Below are 18,596 nucleotides of genomic sequence, written 5' to 3' on the forward strand. Positions count from 1 at the left end.
AGTCGCAACGAGCGGAAACGAGGCGAATCCCATGACCGTCATCACCGGCCCCCAGCAGTTCAACCAGGACGACCTGTACGTCGACCTCCGGTCGGTCGTCGGACACGCCCTGTACCTCAAGTGCGAGGGTTTCAACTTCGCCGGCTCGGTGAAGCTGAAGGCCGCGACCGCGATGATCGAGGCCGCCGAGCGGGACGGGATCCTGCGGCCGGGCTCGTTCCTGGTCGAGTCCTCGTCCGGCAACCTCGGGGTGGCGCTCAGCATGATCGCCGCCAACCGCGGCTACCGGTTCGTGTGCGTGACCGACTCCCGCTGCAACCTGGCGACCCGACGGCTGATGGAGTCGCTGGGCACCGAGGTGCACGTGATCACCGAGCCGGACCCCGAGGGCGGTCTGCTCGGCGCCCGCAAGAACCACGTCCGGGAGCTGTGCGAGTCCGACGAGCGTTTCGTCTGGCTGAACCAGTACGAGAACCCGAACGCCTGGATGGCGCACCACGCCACCACCGGCCCGGCGATCGCCCGCGAGTTCCCGGACGTCGACGTCGTCTTCGTCGGTGCGGGCACCTGCGGCACGCTGATGGGTGTCGCCCGGTTCTTCCGCGAGTGGAACCCGGACGTCCGCATCGTCGCCGTCGACAGCGTCGGCTCGGTGACGTTCGGCGGTCCGGCGTCGCGCCGGATGATCCCGGGCCTGGGCAGCGGTGAGCGTCCGCCGCAGCTCGACGAGTCCTACGTCGACGACGTCGTGCTGGTCGAGGAGGCCGACACGGTCCGCACCTGCCACCGCCTGGCCCGTACCGGCTACCTGTTCGGCGGCTCCACCGGCACCGTCGTCAGCGGCGCCGAGGCGTGGCTGGCCGAGCACGGCACGCCGGACACGACCTGCGTCGCGCTGGCGCCGGACCTGGGCGAGCGCTACCTGGACACGATCTACCAGCCGCACTGGGTCGAGGACCTCTACGGCGCCGACGCCCTGGCTGACGACTCGGCCCTCGCCGCCGCGTGAGACACCGCGCCGGGTCAGCCGGGACGGTCGGCGAGCAGCCGCTCGCAGGTCCGGACCAGCACCGGCGCGGCGTCCCGCACGGTTCCGGTGGCACTCGGGTGCGCCGCCAGCCGCTGCCAGCGGGCCAGTTCGAGCTCGGCCGCGCGGCGGACCTCGTCGGCGCCGGCGTCGGCCGGGAGCCCCAGCCGGGTCCGCGGCGCCACCCCCAGCATCCCCAGCAGCCGCTCGGCGGACGCGCGCAGCTCACCCGGCAGCACCGGGCCGGGCCCGCGCAGGGCCTCGGCCAGCTCCGCCTCCACCAGCTCGTGGGCCTCGGCCCGCAGCCGCTCGACGAGGTAGCGCAGCCGGTCGGCACCCCGCGGCACCGGCCGGACGGTCCCCAGCACCTCCTCCAGCGCGGCCAGCGCGGCGCGCGCGCCCCGCATCCGGGCCACGCGGTCGTCCGCCGGGACCCGGCCGAGCGCGTCCGCCGTCGCCCCGAGCGCCGCCGCGTGCGGGGTGCCGGCGTAGACCCCGGCTCCGGTCCGGAGCAGCTCCCCGACCTCGGCCGGGAACCCGTCCGGCGCGCGCCCGGCCCGCCCGTCGGCCCCGTGCTCCGGGAGCTCCGGCTCCTCCGGGTCCACGACGCCCTCGCGGTCCGGGGGCAGCGGCAACGACCACAGGACGGTCGTCCCGGCGCCGGGCGCGGACCGCACCGCGACCGTCCCGCCGACCGCCACCAGCCGCACCGTGAGGTTCCGCAGGCCGCGGCCCTGTCCGCGGGGGGAGCCCGGCCCCGGGTCCGGGACGAAGCCCGGGCCCTCGTCGCGGACCGCCATCCGCAGCGTCGAGTCCCGCTCCGCGATGCTCACGGTCACCGGGGCCCCCGGCGCGTGCTTGCGCGCGTTGTTCACCGCCTCCAGGCAGCAGAAGTACGCGGTGTCGCCGATCCCGTCCGGGTAGCGCCGCCCCGCGGGCACGCCGTCGTGCTCGACGGTCACCGGCGGCTCGGACCCGGCCAGGGGGTCCCGCAGCACGGCGACCAGTCCCTGCCCGGCCAGCACGGCGGAGGAGACCCCGCCGACGGTCTCGGCCAGCACCGCGTCCGCCGCGTCGACCCGCTCCAGCAGCTCGTCCAGACCGGCGCGGGCCTGCTCCGGCCGAGCGGCCGACACCAGGTGCTCGACCAGGCCGAGGCTCAGCCCGAGGCTGACGAGGTGGTGCTGGGCGCCGTCGTGCAGGTCGCGCTCGATCCGGCGCCGCTCGGCGTCCATCGCGGCGACGGCGTCCCGGCGGGCCGCGGCGATCCGCTCGCCGTGCGCCAGCGCCGCCCGCAGCTGCCGCTCCAGCTCGACCGCCGAGCGGTTCGCGTGCACCGCCACCGCGAGGCCGTCGGCGATGTCGGCCAGCAGGGTCGCCCACTCGCCGCGCAGCGCCCTCGCCGCGGCACGGTCCACGGCCAGCTCCCCGAGCTCCTCCTCGCCCAGCCGCACCGGCACCCGGACGAGGGCGTCACCGGTCGCCGCGACGGTGCCCGCCGCCGTCCAGGTGTAGGCGCGGTCCCGCAGCCCGCTCCGGTGGACGGTCAGCCGGCAGGTGGTGGCCCCGACACCGCGGGCGACGGCCTCGGCCGCCCCGGCGAGGTCGGGGGTGTCCGCGGGCGCGGACCGGGACAGCGCGGTCACCCCGGCCAGCACGCCGTAGGGCGTCGGCCGGTCGCCGCGGACCGCACGGTCGACCAGGCGCCGGGCGGCCGTGTACAGCGGCAGGAAACCGGCGGCGACCGGTACGGCGGCGACCACGGCCGCCACCGGGAGCGTCAGCCCGGCGCCGACCAGCACGGCGTGCACCCCCGCGAGGACACCGCCCGCGACGGCCGTCACCAGCACGACCGTCAGCCCGCCGACGAGGACGCGCTCGCCCGGCCGGCCGCGGGGGCCGGTCACGGGAACACCCCGCGGGCCGGTTCGACCAGCGGTTCGAGCCGCTCCGGCAGCCAGGCCCGCACGACGACCGCGCCCGTCCCCGCACCGGTGACGTCGACGGTCCCGCCGAGCGCGTCGAGCCGCTCGGCGTCGATCGCGAGCGCCTCGCCGAGCCCCGCGGTGCCGCCGGTGCCGGGGTCGTCGACCTGGACCGTCAGCCGTCCACCGGCCCGGTCGAACTCCACCGACAGCTCCGGGCCGGGGCGGGCCGCCAGGTGCTGCACCGCCGCCGCGGCCAGGTAGTAGATCCCCGACTCGATCTCCCAGTCGAGCCGCCGGTCGGGCGCCGGTCCCACCCGCACGACCCGCGGGAGGTCGGCGGCCAGCTCCTCCAGCGCCGCCGCCGGGCCCTGGTCGCGCAGCACCGACGGGTAGACGCCGCGGGCGATCGCGCGGAAGCGTTCGAGCAGCTCCTCGAGGCCCTCCCGGGTGCGGGCCAGTCCGGCCCGGACGTCGTCGGGCGGGGCACCGGCGGCCAGCTCGCCGCGGGCGCCCTTCAATCCGTCGCGCAGCGCGACGAACCGGCCGGCGGTGGCGTGCGAGAGCTCGCCGACCAGCCGGCGCCGCTCGACGTCGCGGGCCCGGCCGAGACGCTCCCGGGACCGCTGCAGCTCGTCGGCCAGCTCGTCCGCCCGGCGGACCCGCGCCTCCAGCTCGACGCCGTGCTGCACCTCGCGCAGCAGCGCACCGGCGCCGTTCGCGAGGTCGCGCAGCAGCCGCCGGTCGTCCGCGGTGACCGGGGCGTCGGCCTTGCCGATCGCCAGTGCCGCCCGGAGGTGCCCGCCGTCCAGCACCGGCACGACGTGGTCGGTGCCCGGCCGCGCGAGGAGCACGGCGAGCCCCGGCACGGAGACCTCGCCGGTGCCGTCCTCACCGGAGCCGGCCCCGTCCGCGCCGCCCGGCGGGTGCACCGCGGCGGCGACCAGCCGGTCCTCGACGGTCAGCCACACCACGGCCCGCTCGGCGCCGGTGCCCTCGGCGACGGCCCCGGCCAGGCCGGGCAGCGCGGCCGGGAGGCTCCCGGACCGGATCCCGGCGGTGGCGCGGGCGAGGGCCGAGTACGGGGTGGCGGCGCGGCGCGGGTCCAGCCGGCGGGCCCACCGGTCGAGCAGCGGCAGCACCGCGGTGGTGCCGACGGCGGCGAGGGCGGCGGCCACGAACGCGGTGACGACGCCCCGCGCGCCCGGCCCCGCCCACGGCCCCGTGCCGACGACCGGCACGACCACCGCGAGGACACCGGCCCCGACGACGAACGGGGGCACCAGACGTGCTGCCGCGGCCCGTCCCATCCCCACCACCCGCTCCCGGATACGAGCAGCGCAACGCTAGGCCCGGCCGATGCCGCCGGCCAAGGACCGGGCGGCTCAGCCGCCGTCCTGCGAACGGAGGTAGGTGAGCACCGCGAGCACCCGCCGGTGCTGCTCGGCGGTCTCCGCGGTCAGGCCGAGCTTGCCGAAGATGTTCGCGATGTGCTTCTCCACGGCCTTCGGGGTCACGTAGAGCTGCCCGGCGATGCCGGCGTTCGAGCGGCCCTCGGCCATCAGCCGCAGCACGTCGAGCTCCCGCTCGGTCAGCCCGGACAGGGCGTCGCGGCGGTCCCCCCGGGGCCGTTCGACCAGGCGTTTCGCCAGCACCGGCTCGATCACGATCTCTCCGTCCCGGATCCGGTCCAGGGTGTCGGTGAGGACCTCGACGCTGCCCACCTTCTCCTTGAGCCGGTAGCCGATCGCGTCGGTGCCGATGTCGAGGATCCGCATCAGGTAGTGCGACTCGGCGTAGTGCGACAGGAACAGCAGGCCCATGTCCGGGTAGAGGGCACGGAGCCGCTCGGCGGTGACCAGCCCGCCGTCGGGCTCCGGGGGCATGCGGATGTCGAGCAGCGCGACGTCGGCCCGTTCCCGGGTGAGGATCGCGACCAGCTCGTCGCCGCCCGCGGCACACCCGACGACCTCGTGCCCGGCCGCCCGCAGCAGCATCAGCAGGCCCTCCCGGAACAACGCCCCGTCCTCGGCCAGCGCTACCCGCACGGAAACCTCGCAGTGATCGTCACGGTGCCGGGGCCGGCTCCCACGGCCGGCCCGGCCGACCCGCCGAGGATCCCGGCGGTGTCCCGGACCCGGGCGGCACCGGCCGGCCGGAGGCCGTCCAGCCGCAGCAGCAGGTCGTGGTGGTCCCGGCGGACGGTCACGACGAGCCGTTCCGCGTGGCACGGGTCCAGCGCCGCGACGACGGCGAAGTAGGCGGCACCCTCGGCGGACGGTCCGAACCGGTCGTCGGGCACCTCGACGGTCACCGGCAGGCCGCGCCGCGCCGACTCCTCGCGCAGCGCCGGGCCGAGCCCGGCCTCGTCGAGCAGCGGCGGGTACAGCTCGGCGGCGATCCCGCGCAGCTCCTGGAGGACCGCGTGCAGCTCGCCCTGGAGGTCGTCGACGGCCCCGTGCAGCTCGACGTCGTCGTCGGGCAGCCGGTGGCGGACCAGCCCGAGCTGCAGCGCGAGCGCCGAGAGCCGCAGCGCGGCGCCGTCGTGGAGCCGGCGTTCCAGCCCACGCCGCTGCGACCACTGGGTCCACCCGGCCGCGGTCCCGCCGTCCGGTGGACCCGCGCCCGTGTCCCGGCACGCGGGATCGACGGTCATGCGCCGAGCGTGCCCCGCCCGGGGTGGTGGCGGAAGCGTGCGGACCCCACCCGGAGGTAGGGACAGCCCCCTTGCGCGTCCCCCGTAACGCCGCGCGCTCTGTGGCGAGTGTCACGGGTCGGAACGGGAGGTGCGACGGTGTCCTACAGCCTGGGGGTCGACCTCGGCACGACGTTCGTCGCCGCGGCTGTCGCGCACGCGTCCCAGGTGGAGATGTTCACCCTCGGGGACCGCAGTGTCGTGTCACCGGCCGCGGTGTACGCGCGCGAGGACGGCGTGCTGGTCAGCGGCGAGGCCTCGGTCCGGCGCGCCGTGAGCAGGCCGGACCGGGTCTCGCGGGAGTTCAAGCGGCGCCTCGGCGACCCGACCCCGGTGTTCCTGGGCGGGTCCGAGTTCCCGGTGTCGATGCTGCTCGGCGCGGTGCTGCGCGACGTCGTCGATCGGGTGGGCGGCACCGAGGGCGTTCCGCCCGAGCGCCTGGTGCTCACCCACCCGGCGAACTGGGGGCCGTACCGGCGGGAGCTCTTCGACGAGGTCCCGGAGTCGGCCGGGCTGCACAGCGGCCCGACGACGGTGCTGCGGGCGGTCACCGAGCCGGAGGCCGCCGCCGCGCACTACGCGGCCGCGCGCCGCCTGGCCGAGGACGACACCGTGGCCGTCTACGACCTGGGCGGCGGGACGTTCGACGCGACGGTGCTGCGCAAGAAGGGCGACGGCATCGAGATCCTCGGCACCCCGGAGGGGATCGAGCGGCTCGGCGGCGTCGACTTCGACGAGGCGATCCTGTCCTACGTCAACTACCAGTCCGGCAACGCGCTGACCGAGCTCGACCTGGGCGACCTGCAGACGTCGGTGGCGATGGCCCGGCTCCGCCAGGACTGCGTGCTGGCAAAGGAGGCGCTGTCGGTCGACACCGAGACGACGATCCCGGTGTTCCTGCCGCAGCGGCACTTCGACGTGCGGCTCACCCTGGGCGACTTCGAGGGCATGATCCGGGCCCAGGTGGAGTCGACGATCGGGGCACTGACCCGCACCCTCCACTCGGCCGGGGTCGCGCCCGCCGAGCTCGGCTCGGTGCTCCTGGTCGGTGGTTCCTCCCGGATCCCGCTGGTCGCGCGGATGCTGTCCGAGGAGCTCGGGCGGCCGATCGTGGTCGACGCACACCCCAAGTACGCCGTCGCCCTAGGCGCGGCGGAGCTCGCGCGCGGGGACCTCTCGGCGTCCGGTGCCGGTGGTGCCGCAGCCCGGGTGGAGACGGTCCCGCCGCCGGAGCGGCGGTCGGCGGCGCCGGGCGCCGTGGGTGCGGCGGGAGCCGCCGGGGCGGTGGCCGCCGCGGGAGCCGCCGGTGCCACCGTCGGCCGGGGTGCCTCGGGTGACGCGCAGGAACCCGGGGCGCAGCGTGCCGACCGCGCCGCTGCCGGGACGCAGACCTCCGCCGGGCCGGCCGGGATGCCCCGGCCCGCCGAGGGCGGTGTGCCCCGGCCCGCCGAGCACGCGGCGGGGATCCCGCGTCCCGCGGAACCCTCCGGGACGCCGGGCCGCGCGGGGTCCGCCGGGTTGCCGCGTCCGGGGGAGGCGGCGGGGACACCGCGCCCGGGGGAGACCGCCGGGATGCCGCGCCCCGGGGGGACCGCGGGGATGCCGCGCCCGGGGGAGTCCGCGGGGATGCCGCGCGCCGCGGTGCCCGCGGCGGAGATGCCGCGGCCCGGCACCTGGCCGCCGCCGGCATCGGCCGCCGCGGCCCCGGCGTCGTCCACCCCGGCCGGATCCGGGCTGCCGTCCGCCGCCCCACCACCCGCGAACGGCTACGCGTACGGGACGTCCACCAACGGCTCCGCCGGACCACCCGGCGGCCCGGCCGGCGCCGGTGGTCCCGTCGCCGCTCCGCAGCCGGACCCGCAGGCCGCGGGTGGCGGGGCGGCGCCCCCACCGGGCCCGCCGACGACCGTCGGCGACCCGGCCCCGCTCCCGGAGGAGCGTCCCCGCCGCCGGAGCAGGCTCCTCGCCGTCGCGGTCGTGGCGGTGCTCGTCCTCGCCGCCGGGGCGGTCTACCTCGGCACCGGCGGGTTCGGGCTCCTGCTCGGTGACAGCACCGCGACCGAACCGGCGGCACCCGAGGGCGTCGCCGTCGCCGTCCCGATCCCGACCCTCGGCGGAACCGTCCCGGCCGGGCCGACGTCGGGCTTCGTCGTGGTGTCCCCGAACGGACGGCTGGCCTACGTCGCCAACCGGGCGGCAGGCGTCGTCACGGTGATCGACACGTCGGTGAACCGGGAGATCGCCACCATCGAGGTGCCCGAGGGCCCGCCGCAGTACCTCGCGTTCGCACCGGACGGGCGGCACGTCTACGTGAGCGTGTTCGACGAGGCACGCACGATCGCCACGGTCGCCGTGCTCGACACGACCACGAACTCGGTCGTCGCGACGGTCCCCGTGCAGACCCGGCCGTTCGCGCTCGCCGTCACCCCCGACGGCAGCAAGGTCTACGTGCCCAACCACGACTCCGGGACGGTCTCGGTGATCGACACCGCGACGAACCGGGTCGCGAGCGAGATCAAGGTCGCCCCGAACCCGCACTGGGTCGCGATCACCCCGGACGGCACGCGCTTCTGGACCGCCAACCACGAGTCGAACCTGATCAGCGCGCTCGACACGTCGGACGACGCCGTCGTCGCCGAGGTGCCGGTGGAACGGAGCCCGCACAGCGTCGCCGTCAACCCGGTCCGGCCGATGGTCGCCAACGTCAACTACGACTCGGCGTCGGTGTCCTTCACCGACACCGGGAGCAACACCGTGCTCGCCACCGTGCCGGTGCGGACGAACCCGCAGGCCATCGCCTGGTCGCGGGACGGCCGGTTCGCCTACACCGCGAACGTCACCGACAACACGGTGTCGGTGATCAGCGCCGACACCTTCACGGTCACCGCGACGCTGCCCGTCGGCAACGGCCCGACCAGCATCGCGGTGCTGCCGAACGGGAAGAAGGCCTACGTCAGCAACCTCAAGGACGGGACGCTGACGATCCTGGACCTGGCGGCGGGCTGAGCCCGGCGGGTCAGCCCCCGGCGAACGGCGGCAGCACGTCGAGTGCGGCCGCCCCGCCGAGCGCCACCGACCGGTCCCGGACGGCGACCTCGTCGAGCAGGAAGCTGCACCGCTGCAGGACGTGGGCCAGTTCCGGACCGTGCGCGGCCCGCAGCGTGGCGACGGCGTCGGCGACGGTCGCGCCGGCGGGCAGCTCGACGGTCTCCTCGGGCGTGCCGGCGGCGGCCTTGGCGGCCGCGAAGTAGCGGACCGTGAGGGTCCGGGTCGCGAGGTCCGGGGTGACGCTCGTGGTCATACTCATCCTCCGATAGCGCTCATCGGGCGCGTGGGCTGCAGGAACCCGGGGTCGTCGATGCCGTGGCCGGCCTTCTTGCCCCACATGGCGTCGCGCCAGGTGGCGGCGATGTCGGCGTCGGACGCGCCGCCGCGCAGCATCGCCCGCAGGTCGGTCTCGCCGGTGGCGAACAGGCAGGTGCGGACCTGGCCGTCGGCGGTGAGCCGGGTCCGGTCGCAGGCGCCGCAGAACGGCCGCGTCACCGAGGCGATCACCCCGACGGTGGCGGGGCCACCGTTGACGACGAACTTCTCGGCCGGCGCGCCCCCACGGTCCTCGTCCGACTCCGTCAGGACGAACCGCTGCTCCAGGCGCTCCAGGATCTCCTCGGCCGTGATCATCTCCGAGCGGCGCCACCCGTGCTGGGCGTCGAGCGGCATCTGCTCGATGAACCGCAGCTGGTAGCCGTGGGCCAGCGCGAACTCCAGGAGATCGGCCGCCTCGTCGTCGTTCACGCCGCGGAGCAGCACCGTGTTGATCTTGACGGGCGACAGCCCTGCGGCCTGCGCGGCGGCCATGCCGTCGAGGACGTCCTGCAGCCGGTCCCGCCGGGTGATCTCGGCGAACCGCTCCGGGCGGAGGGTGTCCAGCGAGACGTTGAGCCGGTTCACCCCGGCCGCCGCGAGCGACTCCGCGCGCCGGGCCAGCCCGATCCCGTTCGTGGTCAGCGACATGTCGGGCCGCGGCCGCAGCGACGACGCCGCGGACAACACGTTCTCCAGGCCCTTGCGCAGGAGCGGCTCGCCGCCGGTGAAGCGGAGCTCCTCGACGCCGAGCTCGTGCACGGCGACGGCGATGAGCCGGTTGAGCTCGTCGTCCGTCAGCTGCTCGTCGCGCGGCATCCAGTCGAGGCCCTCGGCGGGCATGCAGTAGGTGCAGCGCAGGTTGCAGCGGTCCGTGAGCGAGATCCGGAGATCGGTCGCCACCCGTCCGAACCCGTCGATCAGCCGCGGATCGTCGGGCCGGGCGGGGTCCCGCGACGGGCCGCCCCGCAGCGCCGGAAGGCCGAGCTCGGTGGTCATGTCCCCGAGGCTAACCGTGTCCCCCGGCGGTCGCCCAGGGCGGGTTTCCGCAGCTCAACCACATGATCCGCAGCCGCGGGAGTGGCTCTGGCCACACGCACGCAGATGCGGAACTAGTCACCGTGTACCTAGTCGAACGGGCGGGCCGGTGCGACTACTCGGGCCGCGGGTGGGCCTTGAGCTCCTGGCGCGCCACCGAGCGGATGTGCACCTCGTCCGGGCCGTCGGCGAAGCGCAGCGCGCGCGCCCAGGCGTAGAAGTAGGCCAGCGGGGTGTCGTCGCTCATCGCCGCACCGCCGTGCACCTGCATCGCCCGGTCGATCACGGCGCAGGCCGTCCGCGGCACCACGACCTTGATCGCGGCGATCTCGGTGGCCGCGCCCTTGGCGCCGTGCTCGTCGATCAGCCACGCCGTCTTCAGCGTCAGCAGCCGGGCCTGCTCGATCTCCATCCGGGACAGCGCGATCTGCTCCCGCACGACGCCCTGGTCGGCCAGCGGCCGCCCGAACGCGACCCGGGACTGCGCCCGCTCCGTCATCAGCGACAGCGCCCGCTCGGCCATCCCGATCAGCCGCATGCAGTGGTGGATGCGCCCCGGGCCGAGCCGGGCCTGGGCGATCGCGAAGCCGCCGCCCTCCTCGCCGAGCAGGTTCGACGCCGGCACCCGTACGCCGTCGAACCGCAGCTCGGAGTGGCCGTGCTGGTCCTGGTAGCCGAAGGTCGGCAGGTGCCGGACGATCTCCAGCCCGGGGGCGTCGCGCGGGACCAGGATCATCGACTGCTGGCGGTGGGTCGATGCCTCGGGATCGGTCTTGCCCATCACGATGAAGACCCGGCAGCGCTCGTCGGCGGCGCCGGAGATCCACCACTTCCGCCCGTCGATGACGTAGTCGTCGCCGTCGCGGCGGATGCGGGTCTCGATGTTGGTGGCGTCGGAGGACGCCACGTCCGGCTCGGTCATCGCGAACGCGGACCGGATCTCGCCCGCGAGCAGCGGCTCCAGCCACTGTTCCTTCTGCTCGTCGGTGCCGAACAGGTGCAGCGTCTCCATGTTCCCGGTGTCCGGGGCCTGGCAGTTGATCGCCTCCGGGGCGATCACCGGCGACCAGCCGGAGACCTCGGCGACCGGCGCGTACTCCAGGTTCGACAGGCCGGACAGGGCGGGCAGGAACAGGTTCCACAGACCGCGCCCGCGGGCGTCGGCCTTCAGGTCCTCCACGACCGGCGGGAGGTCCCACTCCGCCGCGGTGCCGCGCCGCTCGGCGCGGAAGGCGTCGTACTCCGCCTCGGCGGGCAGGACCTTCTCGTCGAGGAAGGCGCGCATGCGCGCGGTGTAGTCGGTCGCCACGGCACTGGGTGCGAAGTCCACGCCGCGATCACATCACACGCCCCCGCGGACCGGCACGCGACGAGGGTGGGGAGTTGCGTGCTCTCCCGCCGTGGCACCGCCGCAGCGGCGGACCCTAGTATCCGGTCCGTGCCGCACTTCAGGATCTCCGAGGCCGCCCGCCTGCTCGGCGTCAGCGACGACACCGTCCGCCGGTGGGTGGAAGCGGGGACGCTGCCGGTGCAGAACGACGCGTCGAACCGCAAGGTGATCGACGGCGCCGCGCTGGCCGAGTTCGCGCGTGACCACGCGTCGGCGCCGCCGGACCCGTCGGTGGTCCAGCGCTCGGCCCGCAACCGCATGGTCGGGCTCGTCACCTCGGTCATCGCCGACACCGTGATGGCCCAGGTGGAGATGCAGTGCGGGCCGCACCGCGTCGTGTCGCTGATGAGCAGCGAGGCCGTCCGTGACCTCGGGCTCGAGCCGGGCGCGCTGGCGGTGGCGGTGATCAAGTCGACGAACGTCGTGGTGGAGACACCCGGCGGGCACCTGTGACGGTGGTGGCCCCGGAGCGTCCACGCCGCCGGGAGGGCGCGGCCGACCGGCACGGCACCGGCGTCGGGCTGCCGGCGTGGATGTGGGTCCCGGCCGGCATCGGCTTCCTGCTCATCGCGCTGCCCGTCGCCGGGCTGCTGTGGGAGGCCGACTGGGCGGAGATGCCCAGCCTGCTGACCAGCACCGCCGCCCTGTCGGCGCTGCGGCTGTCGCTGGTCACGGCCGCGGTGTCGACGACGCTGTGCCTGCTGCTGGGCGGGCCGCTCGCCGTCGTCCTCGCCCGGGGCCGCATCAACCGGCTGCCCCGGCTGATGCGGGGGATCCGCTCGGTCGTGCTGCTGCCGCTGGTGCTGCCGCCGGTCGTCGGCGGTCTCTCGCTGCTGTTCCTGCTCGGGGCGAACGGCCTGGTCGGCGACGGCCTGGACGCCGCCTTCGGGATCTTCATCCCCTTCACCACGGTCGCGGTGGTGCTGGCCCAGACGTTCGTCGCGATGCCGTTCCTGATCGTCTCCCTGGAGGGCGCGCTGCGGACCGCGGGCGAGCGGTACGAGGCGACCGCCGCGACCCTCGGCGCGTCCCCGGGGCTGGCGTTCCGCCGGGTGACGGTGCCGCTGGTGCTGCCCGGGCTGGCCTCCGGGCTGGTGCTCGCCTTCGCGCGGTGCATGGGCGAGTTCGGCGCGACGATCGCGTTCGCCGGCAGCCTGGAGGGCACCACCCGGACCCTGCCGCTGCTGGTCTACCTGCAGGGCGAGACCGACGTCGCCGGCGCGGTCGCGCTGTCGCTGCTGCTCGTGGTGGTGTCGCTCGTCGTGATCGTGGTCGGCCGGCCGCGCGGGATGGACGGCCGCGGATGAGCGGCGTCGAGCTCGCCGCCCGTCTGGAGCGGGACGGCTTCGACCTCGACCTGGAGCTGAGCGTCGCCGAGGGGGAGGTCCTCGCCGTCCTCGGGCCGAACGGGGCCGGGAAGTCGACGATGCTCGGTGTCCTGTCCGGGCTCCTCCGCCCGGACAGCGGGCACCTGCGGGTCGGCGGGCGCACCCTGCTCGACACCGCGACCGGCGCGTTCGTCCCGGCGCACCGGCGGGGCGTGGGGCTGCTCGCCCAGGAGGCGCTGCTGTTCCCGCACCTGTCCGCGCTGGCCAACGTGGCCTTCGGGCCGCGGGCGCAGGGCACCCCGCGGGCCGAGGCCGACGAGCGTGCCCGCGGCCTGCTGGGCGACGTCGGCGTCGGCGAGCTCGCCGCCCGCCGCCCGGCCCAGCTCTCCGGCGGGCAGCAGCAGCGCGTCGCGCTCGCCCGCGCGCTCGCCCCGCGGCCCGGGCTGCTCCTGCTCGACGAGCCGCTCGCCGCGCTCGACGTCGACGCCACGCCCGCCATGCGGACCCTCCTCCGGCGGGTGATCGCCGACGCCAAGCAGACCGCGCTGCTGGTCACCCACGACGCGCTGGACGCCCTCGTGCTCGCCGACCGGGTGGTCGTCCTGGACCGCGGGCGGATCGTCGAGCAGGGACCGGCACGCGACGTGCTGGCCCGCCCGCGCAGCCCCTTCTCGGCCCGGATCGCCGGCCTCGACCTGGTCCCCGGCACCGCGGACGGCGACGGGATCCGCACCGCCGACGGCGTCGAGCTGTACGGCCGGGCGGTCGAGGTCGCCCACGGCGAGCCCGCCGTGGCGGTGTTCCCGCCGTCGGCGGTCTCGGTGCACGTCGACCGGCCCGACGGGAGCCCGCGCAACGTGTTCCGGGTGCGGGTGGCGGCGCTCGAACCGCGGGGCGACGCCGTGCGGCTCCGGGCCGCGGCGCCGGCCGGCGGCCCCGCCTGGACGGACGGCCTCGCCGCGGACGTCACGCCGGCCGCCGTCGCCGATCTGGGTGTCGAACCCGGTCACGACGTGTGGTTCGCCGTGAAGGCGACCGAGGTGGCGGTGCACGGCCGCCTCTCGTGACCGGTCGCGGGCCGGAGCGGGGTACCTGCGCCCCGTCCGCACCCGAAACCTCGTTCACCCCACCGGTACCGCCGTTCACCCGAGACACCATCGTGTCTCTCGCACCATCCGTCACAGGCGAATAGCGTCGCTGTCCGTGAGCCTCCTGCGTTCCAGTGCCGCCCGCTCGGTCACTGCCGGTGTCCTGGCGGTGGCTCTCGGTGTTCCCCTCGCGACCCAGGCGTCCGCCGCCGAGACCGCGCCGGGGGCGCCGACCGGCTACCTGGTGCAGACCGCCTCGGCCGGCCAGACCCGGGCCGCCGCCGAGTCGGTCGGCGCCCGGCCGAGCGTCACCTTCGACACCGTCGTGCACGGCTTCGCCGCGCAGCTCGACGCGACGCAGGCCGCCGAGCTGCGCGGACGGCCGGGCGTGGTCGGCGTCGAGGAGGACCGGACGATCAGTGCGGTCGACCCGCAGGGCACCCACCAGGACGCACCGGCCGACCCGGCGCAGGACGAGCAGGCCCCCGGCAACTGGGGTCTCGACCGGATCGACCAGCCGGACCTCCCGCTCGACGGGCGGTACCGGCACACCGCGGACGGCTCCGGTGTGGACGTGTTCGTGCTCGACACCGGTGTGGACGCGAGCCACCCGCAGTTCGGCGGCCGGGCGAAGCTGGAGACCAACACGATCGACCAGCGCAACGAGGACTGCGACGGGCACGGCACCGTCGTCGGCGGGATCGCCGCCGCGAAGGACTACGGCGTCGCGCCCGGCGCGAACGTCCGCGCCGTGAAGGTCCTGGACTGCAACGGCACCGGGACGCTGTCGTCGCTCCTGGCCGGGATCGACTGGGTCGTGCAGAACAAGCGCGGCCCGTCGGTGGCGGTCATGTCCTGGAGCTACGGCAACTCGCCGATGCTGGAGCAGGCCGTGAAGCGGATGATCGGTGCCGGGGTGTTCTCGGCGTCCTCGGCGGGCAACACCGGCGGCGACGACTGCACCGCGCTGCCCCGGGCCGTCGACGGCGTGCTCGTCGTCGCGAACTCCACCATCGAGGACCGCCGGGCCTCCAACTCCTCCACCGGGCGCTGCGTGTCGCTCTACGCGCCGGGATCCCGGATCGTCGCCCCGGTGCCGGGCGGGGGCACCGCCTCCTACACCGGGACGTCGATGGCGGCCCCGTTCGCCGCCGGTGTCGCGGCCCTCTACAAGCAGGCCCGCGGCGACCAGCCCGCGGCGACGGTGCGGTCGTGGATGCTCGACAACGCCGTCGGAGGGAAGATCAGCGGCGGCGAGACCGGGGGCACGCCGAACCGGCTGCTGCAGACCGGCGGGCTGTGACCCACGGAGAGACCGGCGGAGGGACCGGCGGATAGCGTCGGCCCATGCCCGGCCCGTCGCTCGACGATCTCGTCTCCCGCTACCTCGTTCCCGGGACCCCGGAGTCCCCGACGTTCCGCGAGGACACCGAGTGGCACCCGATCGTCGACGGTGTCACCTACTTCGCCGACCTGCGTGGGCTCCTGGACCGGGCAGGCGCCGGGGACTCCGTGCTGATCACCGGGCTCAACCTGGAACCGGAGATGGACCTGACCGGGCGGGAACCCGGCGACGACGGCTACGAGCCCCTCGCCGACCGGCTGGCCCGGCTCGTCGCCGCCGGTGTGGACGTCCGCGTGCTGCTGACCGGGGCCCTGTTCTCCGGCTCGGTGCCGGGGGTGGCGATCGGGCCGTTCCGGGCGAACGCGTTCGCCGCGCTGGAGCTGCGGCGCCGCCCGGAGCTGCGCGGCCGTGTGCTGCTGGACTGGTCCGGTTCCGGGATCGGCTGCCACCACCAGAAGATCGTGCTGGCACACGTGGGCGGGGAGCTGACCGCCTTCGTCGGCGGGCTCGACCTGTCGGCGAACCGGTTCGACGCCGAGCCGCACGACCGGCTCTCGATCGGTGCGGAGCGGTGGGGCTGGCACGACGGCGCCGTCCGGCTCCGCGGTCCGGCCGCGGCCCGGGTCTGGGAGGTCTACCGGGCCCGCTGGACCGAGGCGGTGACGCTCCCGCCGCGCAGGTTCATGGTGAACCCGGTCGACTGGGAGCCGATCAACCCCGAGCCGGTCGCGCCGCTCCTCCCGCCGTCGCCGCCGGCGCCGCCGCGCGACGAGCCGGGTACCGCGGTGCAGGTGCTCCGCTCGTTCCGGCCGTGGAAGATCGACCACTTCGGGATGCTCCACCGGCGGCACTGGACGGTGCTGCCGCGCGACGGCGTCCAGGAGGTCTTCCACGCGCTGAGCGCCGCGATCCGCGCCGCGCGGCACTACGTCTACCTGGAGGACCAGTACTTCTTCGAGGTCCCCGGCGGCCGGCGCGCGTTCCGGCTCTACGGCCTGCTCCGCGACGCCGCCGCCCGCGGGGTGAAGATCGTGCTCGTCTGCTCCGGCCGGCGGGACCCGGTGGACGCCGGCGTGAACAAGTTCCGTCGCCGGGTCACCGGCGACGTGCAGCGTGGCGTCGTCGACCAGCTGGACCCCGCCGACCGCGGCAACGTGATGATGCACCGCATCGAGGACCTCACGGTCCACACCAAACTGATGCTCGTCGACGACGTGTTCGCCGCCGTCGGGTCGGCCAACTTCTTCTCGCGGTCGATGCGCGGCACCGACACCGAGCTGAGCACCGCACTCGTCACGACCGGCGACCAGGTCCGTGACCTGCGGGTACGGCTGTGGGCCGAGCACCTGCGCACGGACCTCACCGAGGAACTGCGACCGTCGCTGGAGGACCTGGCACTGGCCCTGGGGATGTGGCGCCCGGAGTGGCTGCCGCCGGACGCACCGGCCGGCACCTGGCGGGTCCCCGGCTACCCGGCCGGGTTCGCCCCGGCCGAACGGGTGCTCGTCCCGGTCGGTCCGTGGCCCGAGCCGTCGCCGAAGCCGCTGCAGCGGGCCGCCCGCGGAGCCCGGCGCGGGGCGACGCGGGTCGCCGAGTCGGGCAGGCGGGCCGGGCGCAGGCTGTCGTCGTAGCCCTCTCCCGAGGGGGTGTTGGCACCGGCCTGCTCAAGGACGAGGATGTGTCGCAGATCGCTCTGCCGCGCACCGTCGAGGAGAACAACGTCGTGACCTCCCCCGCCGCCGGACACCCCGTCGTCCCGTCGTACGCATCCGGGATCTCGGACACACCGCTGCTCGGTGACACCATCGGCGACAACTTCGACCGCACCGCCGCCGCGTTCGGTGACAACGACGCGCTGGTCGAGGTGGCCACCGGGCGTCGCTGGACCTACACGCAGCTGCGCGAGGACGTCGACCGGCTCGCCTGCGGCCTGCTCGCCGCCGGCGTCGCGACCGGGGACCGGCTGGGCATCTGGGCCCCGAACATGGCGGAGTGGACGCTGACCCAGTACGCCACGGCGAAGCTCGGCGTCGTCCTGGTCAACATCAACCCGTCGTACCGGACGCACGAGCTGGAGTTCGTGCTGAAGCAGGCCGGGATCTCCACCCTGGTCGCGGCGCGCGAGTTCAAGACCTCGAACTACGAGAAGATGATCGCCGAGGTCCGCGGCAACTGCCCGGACCTGCTGCGCGTCGTCATCGCCGGGTCGGACGAGTGGGCGGCCCTGGCCGCCGGCGGCGCCGCCGCGGACCGGGTCCGGCTCGCCGAGATCCAGGCGTCGCTGACCGCCGACGACCCGATCAACATCCAGTACACGTCCGGGACCACGGGGTTCCCGAAGGGCGCGACCCTGTCGCACCACAACATCCTCAACAACGGCTACTACGTCGGGAAGCTCTGCGGCTACACCGAGGCGGACCGGGTCTGCATCCCGGTGCCCTTCTACCACTGCTTCGGCATGGTCATGGGCAACCTCGGGTGCACCACCAACGGCGCGACGATGGTCATCCCGGCCCAGGGCTTCGACCCGAAGGCGACGCTGAAGGCCGTCGAGCAGGAGCGCTGCACCTCGCTCTACGGCGTCCCGACGATGTTCATCGCCGAGCTCAACGACCCGGACTTCGCGTCGTACGACCTGTCCAGCCTGCGCACCGGGATCATGGCCGGCTCGCCGTGCCCGGTCGAGGTGATGAAGCAGGTCGTCGAGCGGATGGGCATGACCGAGGTGACGATCTGCTACGGCATGACCGAGACCAGCCCGGTGTCCACCCAGACCCGCGCCGACGACTCGCTGGACCTGAGGGTCTCCACCGTGGGCCGGGTGCACCCGCACCTGGAGGTCAAGGTCGTCGACCCGGAGACCGGGAAGACCCTGCCCCGGGGCGAGGCCGGTGAGCTCTGCACCCGCGGCTACTCGGTCATGCTCGGGTACTGGGACCAGCCGGAGAAGACCGCGGAGGTGATCGACCGGGCTCGCTGGATGCACACCGGGGACATCGCCGTCATGGACGACGAGGGCTACGTCAACATCACCGGCCGGATCAAGGACATGGTCATCCGGGGTGGGGAGAACGTGTACCCGCGCGAGATCGAGGAGTTCCTCTACACCCACCCCGACGTGCTCGACGCGCAGGTCATCGGGGTCCCCGACGCCCGCTACGGCGAGGAGCTCTGCGCCTGGGTGGTCCTCCGCGAGGGTGCGGCGGCGATGACCCCGGAGTCCCTGAAGGAGTTCGCGACCGGACGGCTGGCGCACTACAAGATCCCGCGCTACGTCCTGGTCGTCGACGAGTTCCCGATGACGGTCACCGGCAAGGTCCGCAAGGTCGAGATGCGCGAGAAGTCGGTCGGCCTGCTCGATCTCGGTGAGGCGGCGGGCGCCCGAAACGCCTGACCC

15 protein-coding genes are annotated in these 18,596 nt (G+C 75.0%); 8 read left to right on the top strand and 7 right to left on the bottom strand.

What is annotated here, in order from left to right:
* The first annotated feature begins 31 nt into the window (after positions 1-31).
* Positions 32-1,009: a 2,3-diaminopropionate biosynthesis protein SbnA gene (gene sbnA / locus AD017_RS16250; protein WP_060574747.1), complete on the top strand. Its 978-nt coding sequence runs from the start codon at positions 32-34 to the stop codon at positions 1,007-1,009.
* A gap of 14 nt (positions 1,010-1,023) precedes the next feature.
* Here sbnA and AD017_RS16255 read toward each other — a convergent pair whose 3' ends face one another.
* The 4 genes from AD017_RS16255 to AD017_RS16270 form a co-directional block, all read right to left on the bottom strand.
* Positions 1,024-2,934, bottom strand: coding sequence for an ATP-binding protein (locus tag AD017_RS16255; RefSeq protein ID WP_060574748.1), 1,911 nt, complete (start codon positions 2,932-2,934; stop codon positions 1,024-1,026).
* A complete protein-coding gene (locus AD017_RS16260; protein WP_145984059.1) occupies positions 2,931-4,262 on the bottom strand; it encodes a HAMP domain-containing histidine kinase in 1,332 nt (443 codons plus the stop codon). The genes AD017_RS16255 and AD017_RS16260 overlap by 4 nt, the downstream gene beginning before the upstream one ends.
* 75 nt (positions 4,263-4,337) lie before the next feature.
* Positions 4,338-5,000, bottom strand: a complete 663-nt coding sequence (locus AD017_RS16265; protein WP_075297857.1) for a response regulator transcription factor — start codon at positions 4,998-5,000, stop codon at positions 4,338-4,340.
* The gene (locus AD017_RS16270) at positions 4,991-5,608 is read right to left on the bottom strand and encodes a histidine kinase (RefSeq protein ID WP_010224141.1); all 618 of its coding nucleotides are present in this window, start codon (positions 5,606-5,608) and stop codon (positions 4,991-4,993) included. The genes AD017_RS16265 and AD017_RS16270 overlap by 10 nt, the downstream gene beginning before the upstream one ends.
* Positions 5,609-5,746: 138 nt before the next feature.
* Between AD017_RS16270 and AD017_RS16275 the strand changes: the two genes are divergently transcribed.
* The gene (locus AD017_RS16275; RefSeq protein WP_060574750.1) at positions 5,747-8,653 is read left to right on the top strand and encodes an Hsp70 family protein; all 2,907 of its coding nucleotides are present in this window, start codon (positions 5,747-5,749) and stop codon (positions 8,651-8,653) included.
* A 10-nt stretch (positions 8,654-8,663) separates the two neighbouring features.
* Here the strand turns inward: AD017_RS16275 and AD017_RS16280 are convergent, their stop codons facing one another.
* The 3 genes from AD017_RS16280 to AD017_RS16290 form a co-directional block, all read right to left on the bottom strand.
* Positions 8,664-8,948, bottom strand: coding sequence for a MoaD/ThiS family protein (locus AD017_RS16280; protein WP_010234420.1), 285 nt, complete (start codon positions 8,946-8,948; stop codon positions 8,664-8,666).
* A 2-nt stretch (positions 8,949-8,950) separates the two neighbouring features.
* Positions 8,951-10,009, bottom strand: a complete 1,059-nt coding sequence (gene moaA, locus AD017_RS16285; protein ID WP_060574751.1) for a GTP 3',8-cyclase MoaA — start codon at positions 10,007-10,009, stop codon at positions 8,951-8,953.
* A 154-nt stretch (positions 10,010-10,163) separates the two neighbouring features.
* Entirely contained in the window at positions 10,164-11,378 is a 1,215-nt protein-coding gene (locus tag AD017_RS16290; RefSeq protein ID WP_010234414.1) for an acyl-CoA dehydrogenase family protein, read from the bottom strand.
* A gap of 108 nt (positions 11,379-11,486) precedes the next feature.
* On the opposite strand from AD017_RS16290, the gene AD017_RS16295 reads away from it, so the two are divergent.
* The 6 genes from AD017_RS16295 to AD017_RS16320 all read left to right on the top strand — a co-directional run bounded on the left by AD017_RS16295 (position 11,487) and on the right by AD017_RS16320 (position 18,593).
* A complete protein-coding gene (locus AD017_RS16295; protein WP_010234411.1) occupies positions 11,487-11,891 on the top strand; it encodes a molybdopterin-binding protein in 405 nt (134 codons plus the stop codon).
* Positions 11,888-12,745 carry an ABC transporter permease gene (locus tag AD017_RS16300; RefSeq protein WP_174521756.1) on the top strand — a complete coding sequence of 286 codons (858 nt, stop codon included), beginning with the start codon at positions 11,888-11,890 and terminating at the stop codon, positions 12,743-12,745. Before AD017_RS16295 ends, AD017_RS16300 begins: the two co-directional genes overlap by 4 nt.
* Complete coding sequence (locus AD017_RS16305) at positions 12,742-13,833, top strand: sulfate/molybdate ABC transporter ATP-binding protein (RefSeq protein ID WP_060574752.1); 1,092 nt, start codon at positions 12,742-12,744, stop codon at positions 13,831-13,833. Before AD017_RS16300 ends, AD017_RS16305 begins: the two co-directional genes overlap by 4 nt.
* Before the next feature lie 136 nt (positions 13,834-13,969).
* Positions 13,970-15,157: a S8 family peptidase gene (locus AD017_RS16310; RefSeq protein ID WP_010224445.1), complete on the top strand. Its 1,188-nt coding sequence runs from the start codon at positions 13,970-13,972 to the stop codon at positions 15,155-15,157.
* A gap of 44 nt (positions 15,158-15,201) precedes the next feature.
* The gene (locus tag AD017_RS16315) at positions 15,202-16,830 is read left to right on the top strand and encodes a phosphatidylserine/phosphatidylglycerophosphate/cardiolipin synthase family protein (RefSeq protein ID WP_060574753.1); all 1,629 of its coding nucleotides are present in this window, start codon (positions 15,202-15,204) and stop codon (positions 16,828-16,830) included.
* A gap of 92 nt (positions 16,831-16,922) precedes the next feature.
* Positions 16,923-18,593, top strand: coding sequence for an AMP-binding protein (locus AD017_RS16320; RefSeq protein ID WP_060576432.1), 1,671 nt, complete (start codon positions 16,923-16,925; stop codon positions 18,591-18,593).
* Positions 18,594-18,596 lie beyond the last annotated feature (3 nt).

Source organism: Pseudonocardia sp. EC080619-01 (assembly GCF_001420995.1).
Taxonomy (GTDB): domain Bacteria; phylum Actinomycetota; class Actinomycetes; order Mycobacteriales; family Pseudonocardiaceae; genus Pseudonocardia.